Genomic DNA, 18390 nt, shown 5'->3' on the forward strand with positions numbered 1-18390 from the left:
GTGCGGCGGAACGGATGCCGTCCGGTCGGTTTCAGCCGAAGGTAAGACGGTGGACGGCACCCGTACCAGAGGATGTTTCATCCTTCATCGCCGTCTTCAGTGGATGAATCGACCACCTCCTCGACATCCGGTCCCTGTGCGCGGACCCGCTGGACGTGTTCGAGGGAATCGCTCAGTTCGGTGAGCCAGTCGTCGGTGTGGCGCTGGACCAGGCGTACGCACCAGGCGAGGGCGTCGCTGCGGCTGCGGGCGACACCACCGGCGATCAGCGTGTCGAGGACCTGGCGCTCGGGCTGCCGCAGCCGGGTCATCACGGGCGCGGCCACATGTGTGAACAGGGCGCGCTCGGCGCCGCACTCCACGCCCCAGGACACCTTCCGGCGGAAGCGGTGCTCGGCCTCGCGGGCCACGGCCATCCGGGCCTCCCGGGTGCGCTCCCGGAACTCCTGGATCCGGCCCTGGACGGCCGCCTCCCGCTCGGCGTCCGAGACGTCCTCGGTGAGCCGGGGGCCGGGTATGCGACCGATCACGGTGACCTCCTCGCGGTCGACGGACACCTCGACCAGCTCCTCGAAGAGGTCGTCGGGCAGCCGGCCGGCGAACCAGCCGCGCACTTTGTCTCGCTGCTCTGAAGTAATCATGTAATGAGAATTACTCCGACCGAAGGTGAACACAAGGGGTCACGGAGGAGTCAGCCGAGAGCTGAAGCGGAATGTTTCAGGACTATTAACGAGGCGGTGCTAATCGGCCACTTGGCCGCTTTGGGCGATCAAGAACCGCTCAGTTTCGGGGTTGTAACGTTCGAACTCCGTGACTTCACGCCACTGATTCAATACGCAAGGTTACTGAAATCTGTGGGTGGGATGTGTGTTTCGGCGACGGACTCGGCAGAGTGTGGCCCGCCGCTCCGGCGCCCACCGGGCCGAGGGCGGCACCCTGTCGAATCAAGCGGAAGGATGCACACAATGCGGAACACCGCGCGCTGGGCAGCGACCCTCGGCCTCTCTGCCGCCGCCGTCTGCGGACCCCTGACCGGGGCCTCCGCCGCCTCGCCGGCCAGCGCCCCCGCCTCGCTCTACGCCCCCTCGGCCCTGGTGCTCACCATCGGCCACGGCGACAACTCGGCCATGGTCACCCCGGAGCGTGCCGTCACTCTCAGCTGCGCCCCGAAGGCCTCCGGGACCCATCCGGCCGCAGTCCAGGCATGCGCCGAACTACGTGGCGCCGGCGGCGACTTCGACGCCCTGGCGGGCAGCGGCGATGTGCAGTGCACCAAGGAGTACAACCCGGTGCTGGTCACCGCCCAGGGCGTGTGGCAGGGCAAGAGGGTCTCCTATGAGCGCACCTTCGGCAACGCGTGCGTGAAGGACGCCTACGAGAGCAGCGTCTTCGCGTTCTAGGACCGGGATCGCCCGGTCACCGTGACATGCCGGAACAGGCCCGTAACTGGGGAGTGCGAGCCCTTGTCGCGGAGACCGGAGATCTCGCACCGGGGGTCGGACGGGCGGAGTGGGGCCGCCCGCCGACCCCCGGGATCACGGCCGCTCCCCGGGCACCCCGGGGAGCGGCGGAAACCGCTCCAGCAGCCCCGTGCCGCGCAGCAGCCGCTCCAGTCGCGGCCCGTCGCCCACCAGACGCAGCCGGCCCCCGCGCTCCCGGGCCCTCGCCTCGGCCCGGCAGAGCGCGCGCAGCCCTGAGCAGTCGAAGAAGTCCACGGACCGCAGATCGACCAGCACCTCCGGCTCCGGCCAGGCGGTCGCGGCGTCCAGGTGCTCGCCGAGGAGACCGGCCGTGGCGATGTCGATCTCTCCGTAGACCTCGACCACGACGACCGGGCCGACGGCCCGGGTGCGGGCATACCGGTTGGGAAGCGGGCGGACGCCCAGGTGTTCGGTTTCTGGTGTCATGACTGTCTCACCTCGCCCCGGGCATGGATCCGGGTAGTTACCCCGGTGAGCTCGCGACCACCCCTGTGATGCGGTCCGCAAGATCAGTAGCACCCGAAAGGGTGAACTTCCCACCCTTTCCCTTGACTTCGTTCCGCCGTCCACTTCGCGGCGCCCTCGATGTGTACGAACAGCGCGGCACCTCCGACGTAGACGTATACGAAAAGCGAAGAGGGGCCGCCGTCTCCCTGGTGGACGGCGGCCCCTCGGCCTGGTTGCTCCGATCAACGGTCCTGCGGAGCTCGTGCGGAGGTCACATGTGGACGACCGGTGCGGCGGTCGCGTCCTGCTGGGGAACCCCACGCCGGTAGAGCGCGAACGCGATCAGCGCGCCCGCTGCGAAGAGTCCCGCCGACCACCAGAACGCGGTGGTGTAGCTCTCGATGGTCGCCTGCGCCTGGACGAGCTTGCTGGTCGCGTCCCGGCCGGACAGGTAGTCGGTCGCGGCGCTCGCGGCGAGCGTGTTCAGCAGGGCCGTGCCGATCGAACCGCCCACCTGCTGCATGGCGTTGACGGTCGCCGAGGCGACACCGGCGTCCTCGGCCGCGACCCCGCCGGTGGCCAGCTGCATGGCGGGCGGCATGACCAGGCCCAGGCCCACGCCGATGACGACCACCTGCGGCAGCACCGCGCTCATGTAGTGGGAGCCGACGCCGATGCCGGTCAACCAGGCCATGCCGACCGCGGCGACGGCGAAGCCCAGCGGGATGATCGCCTTCGGGCCGATGCGGGGCAGCAGGACGGTGGTGCCGAGCTGTGCCGTCACCATCAGTGCGCCGATCATCGGCAGGAACGCCACACCGGTCTTCGTCGGGCTGAAGCCGAGGTTGAGCTGCAGGTAGTAGGTGAGGAAGAGGAACACGCCGAACATGCCCGCGCCGGTGATCAGCACCGCGAGGAACGAGGCCGCCCGGTCACGGTCGAGCAGGATCCGCAGCGGCAGCAGCGGGTGTTCCGCGCGGGTCTGCCACCAGACGAAGGCCGTGAGGAGCAGGCCGCCCATGATCAGGAAACCCCAGGTCAGCGGCGAACCCCAGTCGTGGGTCTCGGCGTTGGAGAAGCCGTAGACGAGGGAGAAGAGGCCGGTGGCGACGAGGACCGTGCCCGGCACGTCCAGCTTGGAGCCGGCGGCGTCGCGGTGGTTGGTCAGCAGGATCCAGCCGCCCGCGAAGGCGACGAACGCGATGGCCACGTTCACATACAGAGTCCAGCGCCAGTCGAACGCGTCCGTCAGGAGGCCGCCGAGCAGCAGGCCGACCGCGCCGCCGGCGCCCGCGATCGCGCCGTACACGCTGAACGCCCGTGCCCGCTCCCGGGCGTCGGTGAACGTCGTGTTGAGCAGCGACAGTGCGGCGGGCGCGAGGAGCGCGCCGAAGGCGCCCTGCAGGGTACGGGCGGTGACCAGCATCCCGAAGCCGTTCGCGGCACCGCCGAGCGCGGAGGCCGCGGCGAAGCCGACGACGCCGACGAGGAAGGCCGGCTTGCGGCCGAACAGGTCGGCTGTCCGCCCGCCGAGCAACAGCAGGGAGGCGAAGGCCAGGGCGTACGCGGTGACGATCCACTGCCGGTTGCCGTCGGAGAAGCCGAGGTCGGCCTGGGCGGACGGCAGGGCGATGTTCACGATCGTGGCGTCGAGGACCACCATCAACTGCGCGACGGCGACGACCGCGAGGATCCACCATCGCTTGGCGGAGGCGGCGGGCTCCGCCTTCGCCGCGGCGCCCGTGCGGGCGTCCTCGGCCAGGGTCTTCTCGGGCATGGGGAACCACTCCAGGGAAAGTCGTTCAGGAGAGCTCGGGGCTCAGGGATCAGGGCTTGGGGCGACGAGACTGTAAACGAAACCGTTTCGTACGCGTTGAGGCTAGACCACGTTCAGCGAAACGGCAACGTTTCGATTTGTGTCACGCCGCGCCGCTCCCGGAGCGGGCCCGGCCCGTCGGGGAGATCGTGGAGGCCTGTGGCCCGAGCCGGCCCAGCGACGCCGACCCTGATCGAAGGACTGATCCGCCATGACCGCCGACCGCACCGGCACCTATCTGACCTTGGACGACGGCCGCCCGGCCGTCCGCTTCAGCCGTGTCTACGACCACCCCGTCGAGCGCGTCTGGCGGTTCGTGACCGATCCGGACGAGACGGTCCACTGGTTCCCGTCCCGCCTGCGGATCGAGGGGGAACCCGGCGGCACCGTCCACTTCAGCGGCGACCCCCACCAGGCGGACGGCACCGGCACGGTGCTCGCCGTCGACGAGCCGCGGCACCTCTCCTTCACCTGGGGCGGCGACGAGCTGCGCTTCGGCCTCGAAGCGCTGGACGGGGGGCGCACGCGCTTCACGCTCACTGACGTCCTGGCGGAGCGGAACGCAGCCGCCCGCAACGGCGCCGGCTGGGAGGTGTGCCTGCTGGCCCTCGACGCCGTGGTCCGCGGGGAACGGCACGGGGGACCGCACTCCGCGGACGCCGCCGACTGGCAGGAGTACTACCGCGCCTACCTCGACGCCGGAATCCCCTCCGGCGCCCCGGTGCCCGGCCTCGACTGAACCCTCACGCCAGCTGCCGCCGCACCAGCTCGTGCAGCCGGCCGCCGGTGTCCGCGAGGAGTTCGGCGGGCGGACCCTGCTGGGCGACTTTGCCGTCCTCCATCACGATGATCCGGTCGGCGTCCAGCACTGTCGACAGACGGTGGGCGATGACGATCCGCGTGGCGTTGAGCCCCCGCGTGCTCTCGATGACCGTGCGCTGGGTGTCGTTGTCCAGGGCACTGGTCGCCTCGTCGAAGAAGAGGATGCGCGGCCGGCGGATCAGGGCCTGGGCGATCATCAGACGCTGGCGCTGCCCGCCCGAGATCGCCCCGCTGCCCGAGACGATCGTGTGCAGGCCCATCGGCATCCGCCTGATGTCCTCGCCGAGCCCCGCCAGCTCGGCCGCCGTCATCGCCTCCTCCGGCGTGTACGGCTCGGTGCCGCAGATGACGTCCAGGATCGAGCCGGTGAACGGCTGGGCGTGCTGGAGCACCACCCCGCACTGGCGGCGCACGGCCGACTGGTCGAGGGCCGCCAGGTCCTGGCCGTCGTACAGGACGCTGCCCGAGACCGGCTCGTCGAAGCCGATGAGCAGGCGCAGCAGCGTGGACTTGCCGCAGCCGCTGGGCCCGACGATGGCCACGAACTCGCCCGGTCGGACGGCGAAGGACACGTCGTCCAGGACGAGCGGGCCGTCGTCGGCGTACCGGAAGGACAGCCGGCGGGCCTCCAGCGCGCCGGACAGCGGACCCGGCCGGGTGCTCGCCGTGCGCACCTCGGGCGTGGCGTCCAGGACCGGCCTGATCTCCTCGAACAACGGCAGCGCGGCCACCGCCGAGACGAAGGAACCCGTGAGCTGGGTGACCGAGGTCAGCACCATCGTCACCGACGTGTTGAAGGTGAGGAACGCCGCCGCCGACATCGCCCCCTTGGCCGGACCGGCCAGCAGCATGAACATCAGCAGGGTGCACACCGGCAGATAGACCGCGCCCAGCACGGTGGTGAGGTTCTTGATCCGGCCGACCTTCTGCTGGAGCTCCCGGCTGCGCGCGAACTCCCCGGCCCAGGCGGCGTACGCGTAGTTCTCCGCCGCCGCAACCCGCAGCTTGGGCAGACCGCGCAGCGTCTGGAACGCCTGGTTGTTCAGCTTGTTGCCGAGCGTGACGAGCCGGCGCTGCCAGCGCACCTGCCACAGTCCGAGGCCCAGGAACACCGCCGCGATCACGACGAGCATGCCGATCGCCGCGAGCGCCATCGGCACGCTGTACCACAGCAGCAGCCCGAGGTTCATCGCGCCGACCGTCACCGACTGCGCGACCACCGGGCCGACGCCCGCCAGCAGCCGCCGGATCGCGCTGATCCCCATGGCGGCACTGGCGAGTTCACCGGTGGAGCGCTGGGTGAAGAACCGGGTCGGCAGCCTGAGCAGCCGGTCCCAGACGGCCGGTTGGAGCGCCGACTCGATACGGCCCTCCAGACGCAGGATGGTCAGGTTCTCCAGCAGAGTGAACGCGGCAGACACGACCCCGCTGACCATCACCGCCAGACAGACCTGGACGATCAGGCCTGTCTGGGCCCTGGGCACGTACTCGCCGAGCACCTTGCCCGTGGCGATCGGCACCAGTGCGCCGATCGCCACCGTCACCAGCCCGGCCAGCATCAGGTTGAGCAGGTCGCCGCGCGTGCCGCGCAGAGTGAACCGCAACAGCCCGAGCGGACCGAGCCGCCGCTCGGGCAGCGGCCGGTAGAACATCACCGCGCGCGGCTCGAACTCCTCCGCGTTCGCCTTCTCGACCGGCGTCTCGCGTCCGGTGCCCGGGTGCACGGCCGCATAGCCGCCGCGCCGCCACAGCAGCGCGACCGGCGCTCCGGACAGCGCCCGGTGCCCGACCAGCGGGCCCACGTTCTCCCGCCACCAGCGCCCGTCCAGGCGTACGGCACGGGCGCGCACCCGGGAGGCCAGGGCCACCCGCTCGACCGGGTCGAGGCGTTCGCTCTCCGTGCCGCTCTGCGCGGGTTCGGCCAGGGTGATCCCGGTCGCCTCGGCGACGAGCTTGCAGGCCGCGTAGCCGGCGTCGGCGTCGGCGGCCGTCGTACGGCGGGCCGAGCGCCTGCCGATGGAGGCCAGCAGCGTCCGGTCGGCCTGGGCACGGACCGCCTCACCGGCCTTGATCCCGGCGGCGGTACGCGTCTCGTGGGTGCGCTCCAGCTGCTCGATCCACCGGTCCAGCGCGGTCAGCAGCCGGTACTGCTGGTCGACCATGCTCTGCCACAGCGCCGGGTCCATCAGCAGGTCGGCGGCGGCCTCCGCGCCGTACAGGGAGCCGTACTGCACGCTGCCCGGCGGCACCTGCATCCAGAACACGTCGTCGTCGTCCCCCACGCCCGAATGAGCTCCCGCGGGGGCACCCCCATGCGTGGCGGCCCGATCCTCGGCCATCGGTGCCTGGAAGAGGACGGACAGGCCGCGGCCGACGCCCAGGGCGACCGCGTACTCCAGCGGGCTCGACGCCGGGGGCACGAACTGCGGGTTGCCGTACTCGTCGTACGACCAGGTCTGGGTGTGGGCGGGCTGGTACAGCTCGCGCAGGCTGACGCGGTGGACGACGCAGTCGCGTACCGGGCGCGCCACCAGGGTGTGCTGGGGGCCCGCGACCGGGCCGAGCAGCAGCGCGCCCGCCTCCAGACGGCCGAGGTGGTGCCAGTGGCCCTGCTGCGCGGCGTCCACCGCGAACAGGTCCAGGGCACCGGCCGCGACCAGCCACAGCACCTGCGGACCTTCCAGGTCCAGCCGGTTGAAGCCCGCGCAGTCGACGCGCGTGCCCATGGACCCCAGCGCACCGAGCACGAGGTCGCCTTCGTACCCCTCCTGAACAGTCGTCATCTCACCGCTCCCTGACCAGCGCGGCGTACGCGCCGCCGCGCGCCACCAGCTCCTCGTGCCGCCCGCGTTCCACGACCGTGCCGTGCTGGAGCACCACGATCTCGTCGCTGTCCCGGACGGTGCTCAGCCGGTGGGCGATCACCACACAGGCGCAGCCGCGCCGGCGCAGGTTGTCCATCACGGCCAGCTCGGTCTCCGCGTCCAGCGCGCTGGTCACCTCGTCCAGCACGAGGATGCTGGGCCGCCGCACCAGCGCCCGGGCGATCTCGAGGCGCTGGCGCTGCCCGCCGGAGAAGTTCCGGCCGTCCTGCTCGACCTTGCTGTGGATGCCGCCGGGGCGGCGCGTCACCACGTCGTACAGGGCAGCGTCCCGCAGCGCCTCCACCACGGCCTCGTCCGGGATCGACGGGTCCCACAGGGCCACGTTGTCGCGGACCGAGCCCTCGAAGAGGAACACGTCCTGGTCCACGAAGGAGACGGAGGCGGCGAGCGCGCCGCGCGGGATGTCCTCCAGACGGCGGCCGTCGATGCGGATCACGCCGTCCCAGGGCGCGTACAGACCCGAGATCAGCCTGGAGACCGTCGACTTGCCGCTGCCCGAGCCGCCCACCAGCGCCACCTGCTGACCGGGTCCCACGGTCAGGTCGAACCCGGTCAGCAGCGGCTTGTCCAGCGGGCTGTAGCCGAAGGTCACGTTCTCCAGCTCGACGTGCCCGTGCAGCCGGCGCGTGGAGTCGCTCCCGCCGGGGCGGGCGTAGAGCGGGTCGGCCTGGAAGTTCTCCACGTCCTTGAGCCGGGCCACGTCGGCCGCGAAGTCCTGGATGCGGCCCGCCACGCCGTTGAGCCGGGTGAGGGGTGCGGTGAAGCGGGTGACCAGTGCCTGGAAGGCGACCAGCAGACCGACCGAGATGTGCCCCTCGACGGCACGCAGGCCCCCGATCCACAGGATGAGCGCGCTGTTGAACGTGGCGAGCGTCGGCGCGACCATCCCGAGCCAGGCGCTCGGCACGCCGAGCCGCTGCTGCTCCTCCAGCGTGGTGGCGTGCTGCCCGGCCCACTTGCGGAAGTAGCCGTCCTCGCCGCCGGTCGCCTTCATCGTCTCGATCAGCTGCAGCCCGGTGTACGACGTGTTGGTGAGCCGGGCGGTGTCCGCGCGCAGCTTCGCCGTCCGCGTCGCCCGCAGTCGTACGACCAGCCGCATCGCCACCACGTTCAGCAGGGCCACGCCGATGCCGAGGAACGTGAGCTGCGGGTCGTAGGTGTACAGCAGCACGGCGTACAGCACGACCACGACCGCGTCCACGCCGGCCGCCGCCAGGTCGCGGGCCAGCGTCTCGGCGACCTGGTCGTTGGACTGCAGCCGCTGCACCAGGTCGGCCGGGGAGCGCTGCGCGAAGAACGTCACCGGCAGCCGCAGCAGATGGCGCAGGAAGCGGGCGCTGGAGAGGGTGGAGGAGATGATCCGGCCGTGCAGCAGGTTGGCCTGCTGGAGCCAGGTCAGCACCAGCGTGAGCAGGACACAGGTGCCCATCGACGCGAACAGCACGCCCAGCAGGGACGTCTGACCGCCGATCAGGAACATGTCGATGTAGGTACGGCTGAGCGCGGGCACCGCCGCGCCGACCGCCACCAGCAGCAGGCTCGCCAGCATCGCGGCGGGCATGGTGCCCGCGGTGCCGCGCAGCCGGGCCGGCATCGCGCCGAGTACCCCCGGCCTGCGCCCGCCCTTCTCGAAGCCGTCGCCCGGCTCCATGACCAGGACGACTCCGGTGAAGCTTCCGTCGAACTCCTCGATGGGCACGAACCGGCGGCCCTTGGCGGGGTCGTTGATGTACACCCCGCGGCGGCCGAAGCGGCGCCCGATGCCGTCGTAGACGACGTAGTGGTTGAAGTCCCAGAACAGGATGGCCGGTGCCGTGACCTCGGCGAGGGCGGCCAGGTCCATCTGCATGCCCTTGGCGGTCAGACCGTAACCGCGTGCCGCCTTCAGGAGGTTGCTGGCGCGCGAACCGTCGCGGGAGACGCCGCAGGCGATGCGCAGTTCCTCCAGCGGGACGTGGCGGCCGTAGTGGCCCAGCACCATGGCGAGGGAGGCGGCGCCGCACTCCACCGCCTCCATCTGGAGCACGGTGGGCGTGCGCACGGTCTTCCCACGGCCCTTGGGCACGGGGCGCCTGGCCGGGGCGGCGCGTCGGCGGCCGCGGGTCTCCTGGGTGGTGGTCACGGGAGCAGCCAATCGACGGGACGCTGGTCGGCCAGCCGGATCGAACCCGTGGCCAGGGTCATGGAGTCGAGCCTGTACGGCGGCCCCCCGGCAGAGCTCCACTTGTAACCGCTCCTGGTGCCCGCCGACTTGTCGAGCCTGACGAGTACGGCCACGGGGCGGCCCTTCCTGGTGAACTGCTCGCCGAGCTGGCTGTCCCCGAGGAAGGCGGCGATCGACTGGGCGGACTGGGCGGTCCGGTCCACCGACTTCACATGGCCGCGCAGCACGCCGTACTCCTGCGTCGACACGGAGGACACGGTCAGGTCGACGGCGGCGTCCGCGGGAACGGAGGCCGCGTTCTCGGCGGGGACGTACACCGTCGCGTAGAGCGGGTCCGAGGCATGGGCGACCTTCTCCACCGCGGCGACGTCCGCGCCGGTCCGGACGATCTGCCCGATGGTGGCGGCGAGCGCCGTGACGCGGCCCGCGGCGACGGTGCGGACGACCGAGTCGCCCTGGCTCGTACGGACCTTCAGCACGGGTGAGCCGGCGGGGAGCCGCTCGCCCTGCTCGGCGAGGACGGCGGTGACCTGGCCGGCGACGGGGCTCTGCAGGATGTAACTGCCCTGCCCGTGCGTGAGGATGGCCGGCGCGCTCACCGTGGAGGCGACCGAGCCGGTCACCGCCCAGAGGGATGCGGCCGCCATCACCACGACGGTGACGGAGAGCGCCAGCCAGCCCTGCGGGCGGGCGAGACGCACCGGAAGGTCGAGCTCGTCCGGTGACTGGAGCTTGGCGAGGGCCTGTTGGCGGAACTGCACGGGACTTCCCTCACCTGAGGAGAGACGTTCGATACGGCGTGGTGGTGCTGGACACCGCAGAGCCCCGGAGCCGGGAACGGCTCCGGGACTCGACGGCGGCGAGGTGCGATCAGAGACCGGCGACCAGGCTGGTGACCGGGGCGGTGTTCAGACCGGTGACACCCTCGACGGTGCCGACGGCCGTGTTGACCAGACCGGAAACCGGGGCGATGCCGTCCACCAGGCCGGTCGCGGTGCCGAGGGCGTTCACGGAAAGGCCGCCGGAGACGTTGTCGAGGTCGGCGTCCGAGATCTCGGCGGTCTCGACCTGGGGGGTGGAGTTCATGATGGAACTTCCCTTCATATGGATATTTCACAAGGGGGAGAGCGGCCCCCTCCGGTGACAGATGGACCGCCGCGACCGCAGGCGCCGGGCGCCCGTTTCCGGAAGCCCTTCGCGGCCCCCGCGGTGCGATGGATCAAAGCACGCACGCGGCTCGCGCAGCCACTCAACCAGGCGTCTCACCTGGGAACTTGTGCCTCGGAGGACCCCAACCGTGCAGGCGCGCGCACGGCTTGTCGGCGACTCCTTCACATGGCGCACGGCATCGGCGCGGACAAACGCTTGCCCCCGGGGCGGCGAATCCGGCACTCCGCGCCAAAGGCGCGCCGGGGGGCGCGCGTTTGTGCAGATCCGCCGGTCCCGGTGACTTGGTTGAGTATTCAATGTGCAGATTCCCTGAAGCAGGGATTCCGGTCCGAGTTCTCGACGGAACGTGTTCGGCCGATCGCCGACCGTGTCGGCTCAGTGTGTGTCGCGCCAGTGTGTGTCTGGCCAGTACGTGTCGGGCCAGTACGTGTCAGCCCAGTAGCGCGTAGACCGTGCTCGCCCGCGCCGCGATCTGCCCGGAGCCCTCGTCCGTCAATGTGATGTCCGCGAACGCCATCCGGCGGCCCAGCTTGGTCAGCACCGCTTCGATCAGGACATCAGAACCGGTCACCGCCCGCTGGAACGACGTCGACTGCTGCACCGTCGTCATCGGCACGAAGCCGCCGCGCGCGGCCGACACGGCGATCACGGTCGCGGTGTCGGCGGCGGCCATCAGGGCCTGCCCCGACAGCCCGCCGCCCTCCCGGGAAAGCCGGTCCGACCAGGGGAGACGTAGCACCGCACGGTCTTCGCCCAACGCCTCGACCGACAGGTCGAGTTCGAGGACCCAAGGGGCGAAGTTGGCGGAGAGGATCTTGTCGGCTTCGGCAGTGGTCATCGTCATATGGGGGATTGTTCCCGGCCGGGCCCGGCGACACGCGGAGCGTGGCCGATTCACCATCGCAGAAAGAAAGTTGGCAAACGGAATTGAACGCACCGCGTGACCCGCCCGTACCTATGGCCAACCAGGCGCCCCCGATCCGCTGCCGGACACCGGCAGAGACCCCGTCCCTTGGAGGTCGAGAAGTTTGAGTCACAAGCGAATGCCGAAGCGCAAGGCCGCGATAGCGGTGGGCGGTGTCGCGGCGCTCGGAGCGGCGGCCCTTCTGCTGCCGAACGCGAACGCGTCCCAGGACGGCGCCTCGGCGGGTGCCGCCGCCCCCAAGACCCTGAAGGCCACGGACGCCTCGGACCTCGCCTCGCAGCTCGCGAAGGCCCTCGGTGACGCCTTCGCCGGCTCCTACTACGACAGCGGCAAGCAGCAGCTCGTCGTGAACGTGGTCAACGGCGACAACAACCTGCTCGTCCAGGCGAAGAAGGCCGGCGCGGTCGTCCGCCAGGTGGCGAACAGCACGGCCGCACTCAAGGCCGCCGCGCAGACCCTGAAGACCAAGGCGACCATCCCGGGCACCTCCTGGGCCGTCGACCCGAGGACCAACAAGGTCCTGGTGACCGCCGACAGCACCGTCACGGGCGCAAAGTGGAACAGACTGGAGTCGACGGTCCAGGGCCTCGGCTCGAACATGGCGACCATCAAGAAGTCCGCCGGCACCTTCAAGACCAAGGTGTCGGGCGGCGACGCCATCTTCTCCCAGGTGCAGAACGGCACGGTCCGCTGCTCGCTCGGCTTCAACGTCACCGCGTCGGACGGCAGCCCCGCCTTCCTGACGGCCGGTCACTGCGGTGTCGCGGCCAAGGACTGGTCCGACTCCCAGAACGGGCAGCCCATCGCCACCGTGGACCAGGCGACCTTCCCCGGCAACGGCGACTTCTCGCTCGTCAAGTACAACGACGCCACCACCCAGGCGCCGAGCGAGGTCAACGTCGGCAACGGGCAGACCGTCCAGATCAAGCAGGCCGTGGACGCCACCGTCGGCACGACGGTCTTCCGGATGGGCTCCACCACCGGTCTGCACAACGGCCAGGTGACCGGCCTCGACGCCACCGTCAACTTCCAGAGCGAGACCGACCCCAACGGCGTCGACACCGTCACCGGCCTCATCCAGACCAACGTCTGCGCCGAGGCCGGCGACAGCGGCGGCTCCCTGTTCACCCAGGACGGCGGCGCGGTCGGCCTCACCTCCGGCGGCAGCGGCGACTGCACCAACGGCGGCGAGACCTTCTTCCAGCCGGTGACCACCGCCCTCCAGGCGACCGGCGCCACGCTCGGCGACTCCGGCGCCGCAGGTGCCGGTGCCGGTGCCGGTGACCAGTCCGGCGCCACGGCCGACCCGTCCGCGACGGCCGGCGACCAGCAGGCGGGCGGCGACGCGGTCGGCGGCGGCGACCAGTCCGGCGCCACGGCCGACCCCTCCGCGACGGCGGGCGACCAGTCGGGCACCGGTGACCAGACCGGCACCGGCGACCAGTCGGGTACGGGCGACGGCACCGGTACCGGTACCGGTGACCAGTCCGGGACCGGCGCGGGCGACGGCTCGGTCACCGAGAGCCAGTAGACCCACTGATCGGCATCACCAGCGGTTCCGGCCGACGGTGGACGGCCCGGCCCTCCGGCGGGAGGGCCGGGCCGCGTCGTCGTTTCGTCGCCGGACAGGACTGGCGACTCAGCCGTCTGCCCCGTCTCCCCGCGCCCGCAGCAGCAGCAGCGCCACGTCGTCGACCCGTTCCCCTGCCGCCACGCTTTGCCCGACCAGTTCGTCGGCCAGTCGCTCCAACGGCTGGTCCCCGATCGTGGTGAGCAGTTCACCGAGGCAGGCCAGCGCGTCCTCGATGTCGACGCCGGGGGACTCGATGAGGCCGTCGGTGTAGAGGACGAGGACCGAGCCGGGGGCCAGGTGCACCTCCGTCGTCGGGTACGTCGCCTCCGCGTCGATGCCCAGCAGCGGACCGCCGGCCAGGTCCAGGACGCGCACCCGCCCGTCCGGCCGTCTCAGCAGGGGCGGCGGGTGCCCCGCCCGGGCCATCACGGCGAGCCCGTGCGCCGGGTCGAGCCGCAGATAGAGACAGCTCGCGAACAGGTCGGCGCCGAGGTCGACGAGCAGCCGGTTGGTGCTGCTCATGACCTCCTCCGGCGGCTGGCCGCCGGTCGTGAAAGCGCGTACCGCGATCCGGATCTGCCCCATCAACCCGGCCGCGGTCACGTTGTGCCCCTGGACGTCCCCGATCACCGCCGCCGCAAGCGGGCGCGTCGGCACCAGGTCGTAGAAGTCGCCGCCGATCTCCATGCCCCGAGTGGCGGGCAGATAGCGCGCGGCCGCCTCGATCCCGGGCGGCGGCACCAGCGAACGCGGCAGCAGGGCCTGCTGCAGACCGTGCGCCAGCTGGTTCTTGGCGTCGTACAGCAGCGCCCGTTCCAGGGCCTGCGCGATGAGCCCGCCCAGGCTCGTCAGGACGGCCCGCTCGTCGGTCGGGAAGACATGCGGCTCCGCGTAGGCGAACACACAGGTGCCCACCGGCCGCCCGGACGCGATCAACGGCAGGTAGGCCCAGGCCGCGAAGGGGCTCGGGTTCCTGCTCTGCTCCGGATACAACCGGGCCAGCTGCCGCCAGGAGTCGAAGAAAGCGGGCACCCCGCTGTTGAGGACGTGCGTGCCCGGCAGCCGCTCGGTCAGCGGCGTACCGTCGAACCGCTCGACCACGTGGGCATCGGGATACCCGCGGTGTCCCAGCACGTGCAGCCGCCCGGCCTGCGATCCGAGGATCACCACGGCCTGGCTGCCCACGGCGGGGACGATCTCGTCCGCCACCAGCTGCACCACGTCCTGCACGCCCGCCGCCTCGGTCAGCGCGGCGGACAGGCTCAGCAGCTGGGAGATGGTGACCAGACGTGACGGGCCCGCGCCCGTCTGCGGCGCGGAGCGCGTCATCTCCGCCACCGCCCGGGCCTTGGAGACGCGCACGCTCAGCCCGGTCTCGCTCGGGTACAGCCGGAAGGACAGCCAGTCGCCCGGCGGGCGCAGCGCCACGAACGACGTCACGTGCTGGCTGATCAGGGCGGCCCGGTAGCGGTCCTCGTACATCGGGTCGTTCAGCCAGGGCACCGAGGCCCACAGATGGGTGCCGAGCAGCTCGCCGACCGGGGTGCCGAGCAGCTCGGCGGCCGCCGCGTTGGCGAACCCGACCCTGCCGTGCAGATCCAGCGACACGAGCCCGTACGGCAGCCGCGCCACCATCCGCACCGCCTCGACCGTCCCCAGGGTGCCCGCCACGCCGGTCACGGTCGCCGGCAGCAGATCGGGCTCCGCGTGCAACGAGCGGTTGTCCGCCACGGCCCGCTCCAGCCGTATCGCGAGCCGGTCGCAGGCCGCCGTCAGATGCTTCCGCTCCCGCTCGGACAGTTCCGGCGGATGAGAGCCGGGCCAGGTCACGAAGACGGCGCCGTATGCCCTGTTCGCGGTGGCCAGGGGCAGCGCGGCCAGCGCGAAGGGATAGGGCAGGACCACGGCGATACGGGGATAGCGGCGGGCCATGTCCTCCTCGCCGCCCACCCAGACCAGGCGTCGGCCGCGGACCGCCTCCGCGACCGGGATGGGCGCGCTCAGCCCCACCCGCTCCCACGGCGCCGCGAACTGCCGAGGCAGCCCCGCCGTCACCGCCATCTCCAGCACCTGCTCGTCGGCGGCCAGCAGGTACACCCCTCCGGAGTGCGCGTGGACCTCGTCCATCACCGCGGCCAGCGACAGGGACAGCAGCGGCCGCCCGACCCGGGCCCCGGCGACCGCCGCCGCCTGCGCGGGCGTCTGTCCGTCGGACACGCCGACCACCTCCTCGCACGGCCGCGCGTCGCACCCCAGGGACTCAGACTCTCTCCTGGTGGCGCGCGGCGCACGGCGAGCGGGCAGCACCGGGCACACTCCTCCCGCGACCTGCGCGTGGACCAGGGCGCCGGCCCGGTTCGGACACGATGTTCGAGTACCCCGAAGGACCCGGCCCATGCCCGCTCACGGAGAGGCTGACGGGCGTGCGTGTCGTGGAAGTGACCGTCGGCGAGCGCGTACACCTCGGCCTGTTCCGGGCGCCCGGCGGTGGCGGACAGTCACGCCTGTCCCGAGATCACCGTGCGGCACGCATGTGTGAAGACATGTTCGGCTCCTTTCGAGCGCCGCGGCCCCGCGGGCTCCCCGGAACGGTCACAGGGGCTGCGCAGGCGCCCCATAAGCGCTGTAATGGCGGACGTGGTCAGTGAGGGCGCTGCGGTACGCAGAACGAGGAGGGAGCGTGCCGAAGTTGCCCTTGACGCGGTCATGGGCGACCCCGGCTCACCCGACCGGCTGCACCGCGTCATCGAGCAGGCGCTGGTTTTCGCCGGGGCGGCCTTCGCCGGCGTGTACGTGCCCGGCGACGACGGCGCCCTGCGCCTCGTGGAGTCGGCGGGGCTGCCGCGGACGCTGTACGGGCTGCGCGACAGCTATCCCGCCGCGGGCCAGTCGCCGCACGCCCAGGCCCACGGCACCGGGCGGCCGGTGTGGCTCGGCCCCGACGAACTGGCCGCCTGCCCGGAGGCGCGGCGGACACCGTCCCCCGACTTCTTCCTGGCGGCGCTTCCGGTGCGCGCGCAGGGCGGCGGAGGCGGCGGCGGGGGCTGTCTCCTCGTCGTGAGCGAGAGCTCCGACGGCTTCGACACCGAGGACCGCAGATGCCTCGAACTGATCGTCGGCGCGGTCGCTCTGCCCGCCCCGCCGGTGGCCCCCGCCGCCGGTGAACTGACCGCCGACGCCTTCAGCCTGGCCATGGACACGGGCCGCGTCGAGGTCGGCGACGAGATCCTGGAGCTGTTCGGGATCGGCCGTGACGAGTTCGACGGCAAGGTCGAGACCCTGCTCGGGCTGACCGTGCCCGAGGACCTGCCCGCGCTGATGTCCGTCGTCGAGGCCGACCACATGTCGATCGGCGACCGTGAGCTGGAGTTCCGCGTCGTGCAGCCCTCCGGGCCGCCCAAGTGGCTGAGGCTGCGCGGACGGCTGCTGCCGGGCGCCGAGGGCCAGTCGGCGCTCCTCGTCGGCACCGTCGCGGACGCCTCCAAGCTGCGCTCCGACGTCACCGACGTGGCCCGCGTCCAGCGCCTGGCCGCGGCGCTCGCCATCGCGGGCACCGTCAAGGACGTGGGCCAGGCCGTCGTCACCGCCCTGCGCAAGCCCCTCCAGGCCGACCGGATCGCGCTCGCCGAGCTGGAGAACGACCGCCTCGTGGTCACCGTCCTCGACCCGCCCGAACCCGAGTCCTGGCCCGAGCTGTGGCGCTCGGAATGGCGCACCGAGTGGCCCGACGCGCCCGTCCGCGCCATGCCCACCCTCGCCGCCGCCCTGCGCGAGGGCCGCGCCCAGATCTGGCCCGCCGGCACCGCCCTGGAGCCCGCCCTCGCCGAGGTCGGCCCCGGCGGCCTCGCCGTCCTGCCGCTGCCCGCCGGCGGCCGCATGGCCGGCGCCTGCCTCATCGGCTGGGACAGCCCCCACGAGTTCGGCCCCGACGAACGTGCCCTGCTCACCGCCTCCGCGGGTCTGGCAGGCCAGGCACTGATGCGCGCCCACGCCTTCGACGCCGAGCACGAACTCGTCGGCATGCTCCAGCGCACCCTCCTGCCGCGCCGCCTGCCCAAGCTGCCCGGCGCGGTGGCCGTGGCCCGCTACCTGCCCACCACCGCGGGCCTGGAGGTGGGCGGCGACTGGTACGACGTGATCCCGCTGCCGGACAACCACGTCGCCCTCGTCATCGGTGACGTCCAGGGCCACAGCGCGGCCGCAGCCACCCTCATGGGCCAGATGCGTACCGCCCTGCGCGCGTACGCCGCCGAAGGCCACACGCCGGACGTGGTGGTCTCGCACGCCAACCGGCTCCTCCTGGAGATGGAGTCGGACCTCTTCGCCACCTGCTGCTACGTCGACGTCGACATGGAGGAGGGCACCGCCTGGTGCGTGCGGGCCGGGCACCTGCCTCCGGTGCTGCGTCACCCGGACGGCTCCACGGAGATCGTCGAGACCGACGGCGGTCCGCCGCTGGGCGTGGTCACCCGGGCCGACTTCCCCATGACCCTGCTCCGGCTCCAGCCCGGCACCGTGCTCGCGCTGACGACGGACGGTCTGGTGGAGTCCGCCGAGGCCGACATCGACGACGGCATGGGCCGGTTCGCCCACGACCTGTCCGGCTCCGACCCCGCCCACCTCGGGCTGGTCGCCGACGCCCTGCTCGGCAACGCCCACCGCAGTGACGACGTCGCCCTGCTCCTGATGCGCTACGACGGCATGGCCGTACGCCCGCTCCGGGAGAGCTGGACGGTGTGGCGGGTCCCGGAGGCCGTCCGGCACGCCCGCCGCTTCACCAAGCGGACCATGCGCGCCTGGGGCGTGCACGACGACGACCTGGACACCGTGCTGCTCGTCGTCTCCGAGCTGGTCACCAACGCCCTCGTGCACACCGACGGCCAGGTCCGCCTCGACCTCACCCTCGTCAACCACCGGCTCCGGCTCGCCGTCGCCGACGCCTCGCCGCGCAGCCCGGTGAAGCCCACCAGCATCGGCTGGGAGGCCACCGGCGGCCGCGGCATCCTCCTCGTGGAGGCCATGTCGGTCGCGTGGGGGACACTGCCGATGAGCGGCGGCAAGCTGGTGTGGGCCGATCTCGCGCTCGGCGGCTGACCCGCCACACGGG

Annotated in this window: 13 protein-coding genes; 4 read left to right on the forward strand and 9 right to left on the reverse strand. The window is 71.9% G+C overall.

Annotation, left to right across the window (positions count from 1 at the left end; all coding sequences use genetic code 11):
* Positions 1–77: 77 nt before the first annotated feature.
* Positions 78–641, reverse strand: coding sequence for a hypothetical protein (locus ACIPSA_RS19800; protein ID WP_402636397.1), 564 nt, complete (start codon positions 639–641; stop codon positions 78–80).
* 324 nt (positions 642–965) lie between these two features.
* Between ACIPSA_RS19800 and ACIPSA_RS19805 the strand changes: the two genes are divergently transcribed.
* The gene (locus ACIPSA_RS19805; RefSeq protein WP_402636400.1) at positions 966–1400 is read left to right on the forward strand and encodes a protease inhibitor; all 435 of its coding nucleotides are present in this window, start codon (positions 966–968) and stop codon (positions 1398–1400) included.
* A 135-nt stretch (positions 1401–1535) separates the two neighbouring features.
* On the opposite strand, the gene ACIPSA_RS19810 is transcribed toward ACIPSA_RS19805, so the two are convergent.
* Both ACIPSA_RS19810 and ACIPSA_RS19815 read right to left on the reverse strand, forming a co-directional pair.
* The gene (locus ACIPSA_RS19810) at positions 1536–1907 is read right to left on the reverse strand and encodes an STAS domain-containing protein (protein WP_402636403.1); all 372 of its coding nucleotides are present in this window, start codon (positions 1905–1907) and stop codon (positions 1536–1538) included.
* Between the two features lie 292 nt (positions 1908–2199).
* The gene (locus tag ACIPSA_RS19815) at positions 2200–3705 is read right to left on the reverse strand and encodes an MFS transporter (RefSeq protein WP_402636406.1); all 1506 of its coding nucleotides are present in this window, start codon (positions 3703–3705) and stop codon (positions 2200–2202) included.
* Positions 3706–3955: 250 nt separating this feature from the next.
* On the opposite strand from ACIPSA_RS19815, the gene ACIPSA_RS19820 reads away from it, so the two are divergent.
* The gene (locus ACIPSA_RS19820) at positions 3956–4483 is read left to right on the forward strand and encodes an SRPBCC family protein (protein WP_402636409.1); all 528 of its coding nucleotides are present in this window, start codon (positions 3956–3958) and stop codon (positions 4481–4483) included.
* A 4-nt stretch (positions 4484–4487) separates the two neighbouring features.
* Here ACIPSA_RS19820 and ACIPSA_RS19825 read toward each other — a convergent pair whose 3' ends face one another.
* From ACIPSA_RS19825 to ACIPSA_RS19845, 5 genes are all read right to left on the reverse strand, one after another.
* On the reverse strand, positions 4488–7349 hold the full coding sequence (locus ACIPSA_RS19825) for an NHLP bacteriocin export ABC transporter permease/ATPase subunit (RefSeq protein WP_402636412.1): 2862 nt from the start codon (positions 7347–7349) through the stop codon (positions 4488–4490).
* Position 7350: 1 nt separating this feature from the next.
* Positions 7351–9573, reverse strand: coding sequence for an NHLP family bacteriocin export ABC transporter peptidase/permease/ATPase subunit (locus tag ACIPSA_RS19830; protein ID WP_402636415.1), 2223 nt, complete (start codon positions 9571–9573; stop codon positions 7351–7353).
* Positions 9570–10376: an HlyD family efflux transporter periplasmic adaptor subunit gene (locus tag ACIPSA_RS19835; protein ID WP_402636418.1), complete on the reverse strand. Its 807-nt coding sequence runs from the start codon at positions 10374–10376 to the stop codon at positions 9570–9572. Before ACIPSA_RS19835 ends, ACIPSA_RS19830 begins: the two co-directional genes overlap by 4 nt.
* Positions 10377–10485: 109 nt before the next feature.
* Positions 10486–10701, reverse strand: a complete 216-nt coding sequence (locus ACIPSA_RS19840; RefSeq protein ID WP_402636421.1) for a type A2 lantipeptide — start codon at positions 10699–10701, stop codon at positions 10486–10488.
* Between the two features lie 514 nt (positions 10702–11215).
* Positions 11216–11629: a PaaI family thioesterase gene (locus tag ACIPSA_RS19845; protein WP_402636424.1), complete on the reverse strand. Its 414-nt coding sequence runs from the start codon at positions 11627–11629 to the stop codon at positions 11216–11218.
* A 199-nt stretch (positions 11630–11828) separates the two neighbouring features.
* Between ACIPSA_RS19845 and ACIPSA_RS19850 the strand changes: the two genes are divergently transcribed.
* The gene (locus ACIPSA_RS19850) at positions 11829–13241 is read left to right on the forward strand and encodes a S1 family peptidase (RefSeq protein ID WP_402636427.1); all 1413 of its coding nucleotides are present in this window, start codon (positions 11829–11831) and stop codon (positions 13239–13241) included.
* A 108-nt stretch (positions 13242–13349) separates the two neighbouring features.
* Here ACIPSA_RS19850 and ACIPSA_RS19855 read toward each other — a convergent pair whose 3' ends face one another.
* On the reverse strand, positions 13350–15509 hold the full coding sequence (locus ACIPSA_RS19855) for a SpoIIE family protein phosphatase (RefSeq protein WP_402636430.1): 2160 nt from the start codon (positions 15507–15509) through the stop codon (positions 13350–13352).
* Between the two features lie 402 nt (positions 15510–15911).
* Here ACIPSA_RS19855 and ACIPSA_RS19860 point away from each other — a divergent pair, with 402 nt between their 5' ends.
* Entirely contained in the window at positions 15912–18377 is a 2466-nt protein-coding gene (locus tag ACIPSA_RS19860; protein ID WP_402636433.1) for a SpoIIE family protein phosphatase, read from the forward strand.
* Positions 18378–18390: the final 13 nt, after the last annotated feature.

The sequence above is a fragment of the Streptomyces sp. NPDC086549 genome (genome assembly GCF_044746205.1).
GTDB lineage: Bacteria > Actinomycetota > Actinomycetes > Streptomycetales > Streptomycetaceae > Streptomyces.

Bases quoted from the DNA above. Each gene is read 5' to 3' on its own strand.
- ACIPSA_RS19820 (WP_402636409.1), top strand. From the start codon at position 3,956: ATGACCGCCGACCGCACCGGCACCTATCTGACCTTGGACGACGGCCGC.
- ACIPSA_RS19845 (WP_402636424.1), bottom strand. From the start codon at position 11,629: ATGACGATGACCACTGCCGAAGCCGACAAGATCCTCTCCGCCAACTTC.
- ACIPSA_RS19810 (WP_402636403.1), bottom strand. From the start codon at position 1,907: ATGACACCAGAAACCGAACACCTGGGCGTCCGCCCGCTTCCCAACCGG.
- ACIPSA_RS19825 (WP_402636412.1), bottom strand. From the start codon at position 7,349: ATGACGACTGTTCAGGAGGGGTACGAAGGCGACCTCGTGCTCGGTGCG.
- ACIPSA_RS19840 (WP_402636421.1), bottom strand. From the start codon at position 10,701: ATGAACTCCACCCCCCAGGTCGAGACCGCCGAGATCTCGGACGCCGAC.
- ACIPSA_RS19860 (WP_402636433.1), top strand. From the start codon at position 15,912: ATGGCGGACGTGGTCAGTGAGGGCGCTGCGGTACGCAGAACGAGGAGG.
- ACIPSA_RS19850 (WP_402636427.1), top strand. From the start codon at position 11,829: ATGCCGAAGCGCAAGGCCGCGATAGCGGTGGGCGGTGTCGCGGCGCTC.
- ACIPSA_RS19805 (WP_402636400.1), top strand. From the start codon at position 966: ATGCGGAACACCGCGCGCTGGGCAGCGACCCTCGGCCTCTCTGCCGCC.
- ACIPSA_RS19800 (WP_402636397.1), bottom strand. From the start codon at position 641: ATGATTACTTCAGAGCAGCGAGACAAAGTGCGCGGCTGGTTCGCCGGC.
- ACIPSA_RS19815 (WP_402636406.1), bottom strand. From the start codon at position 3,705: ATGCCCGAGAAGACCCTGGCCGAGGACGCCCGCACGGGCGCCGCGGCG.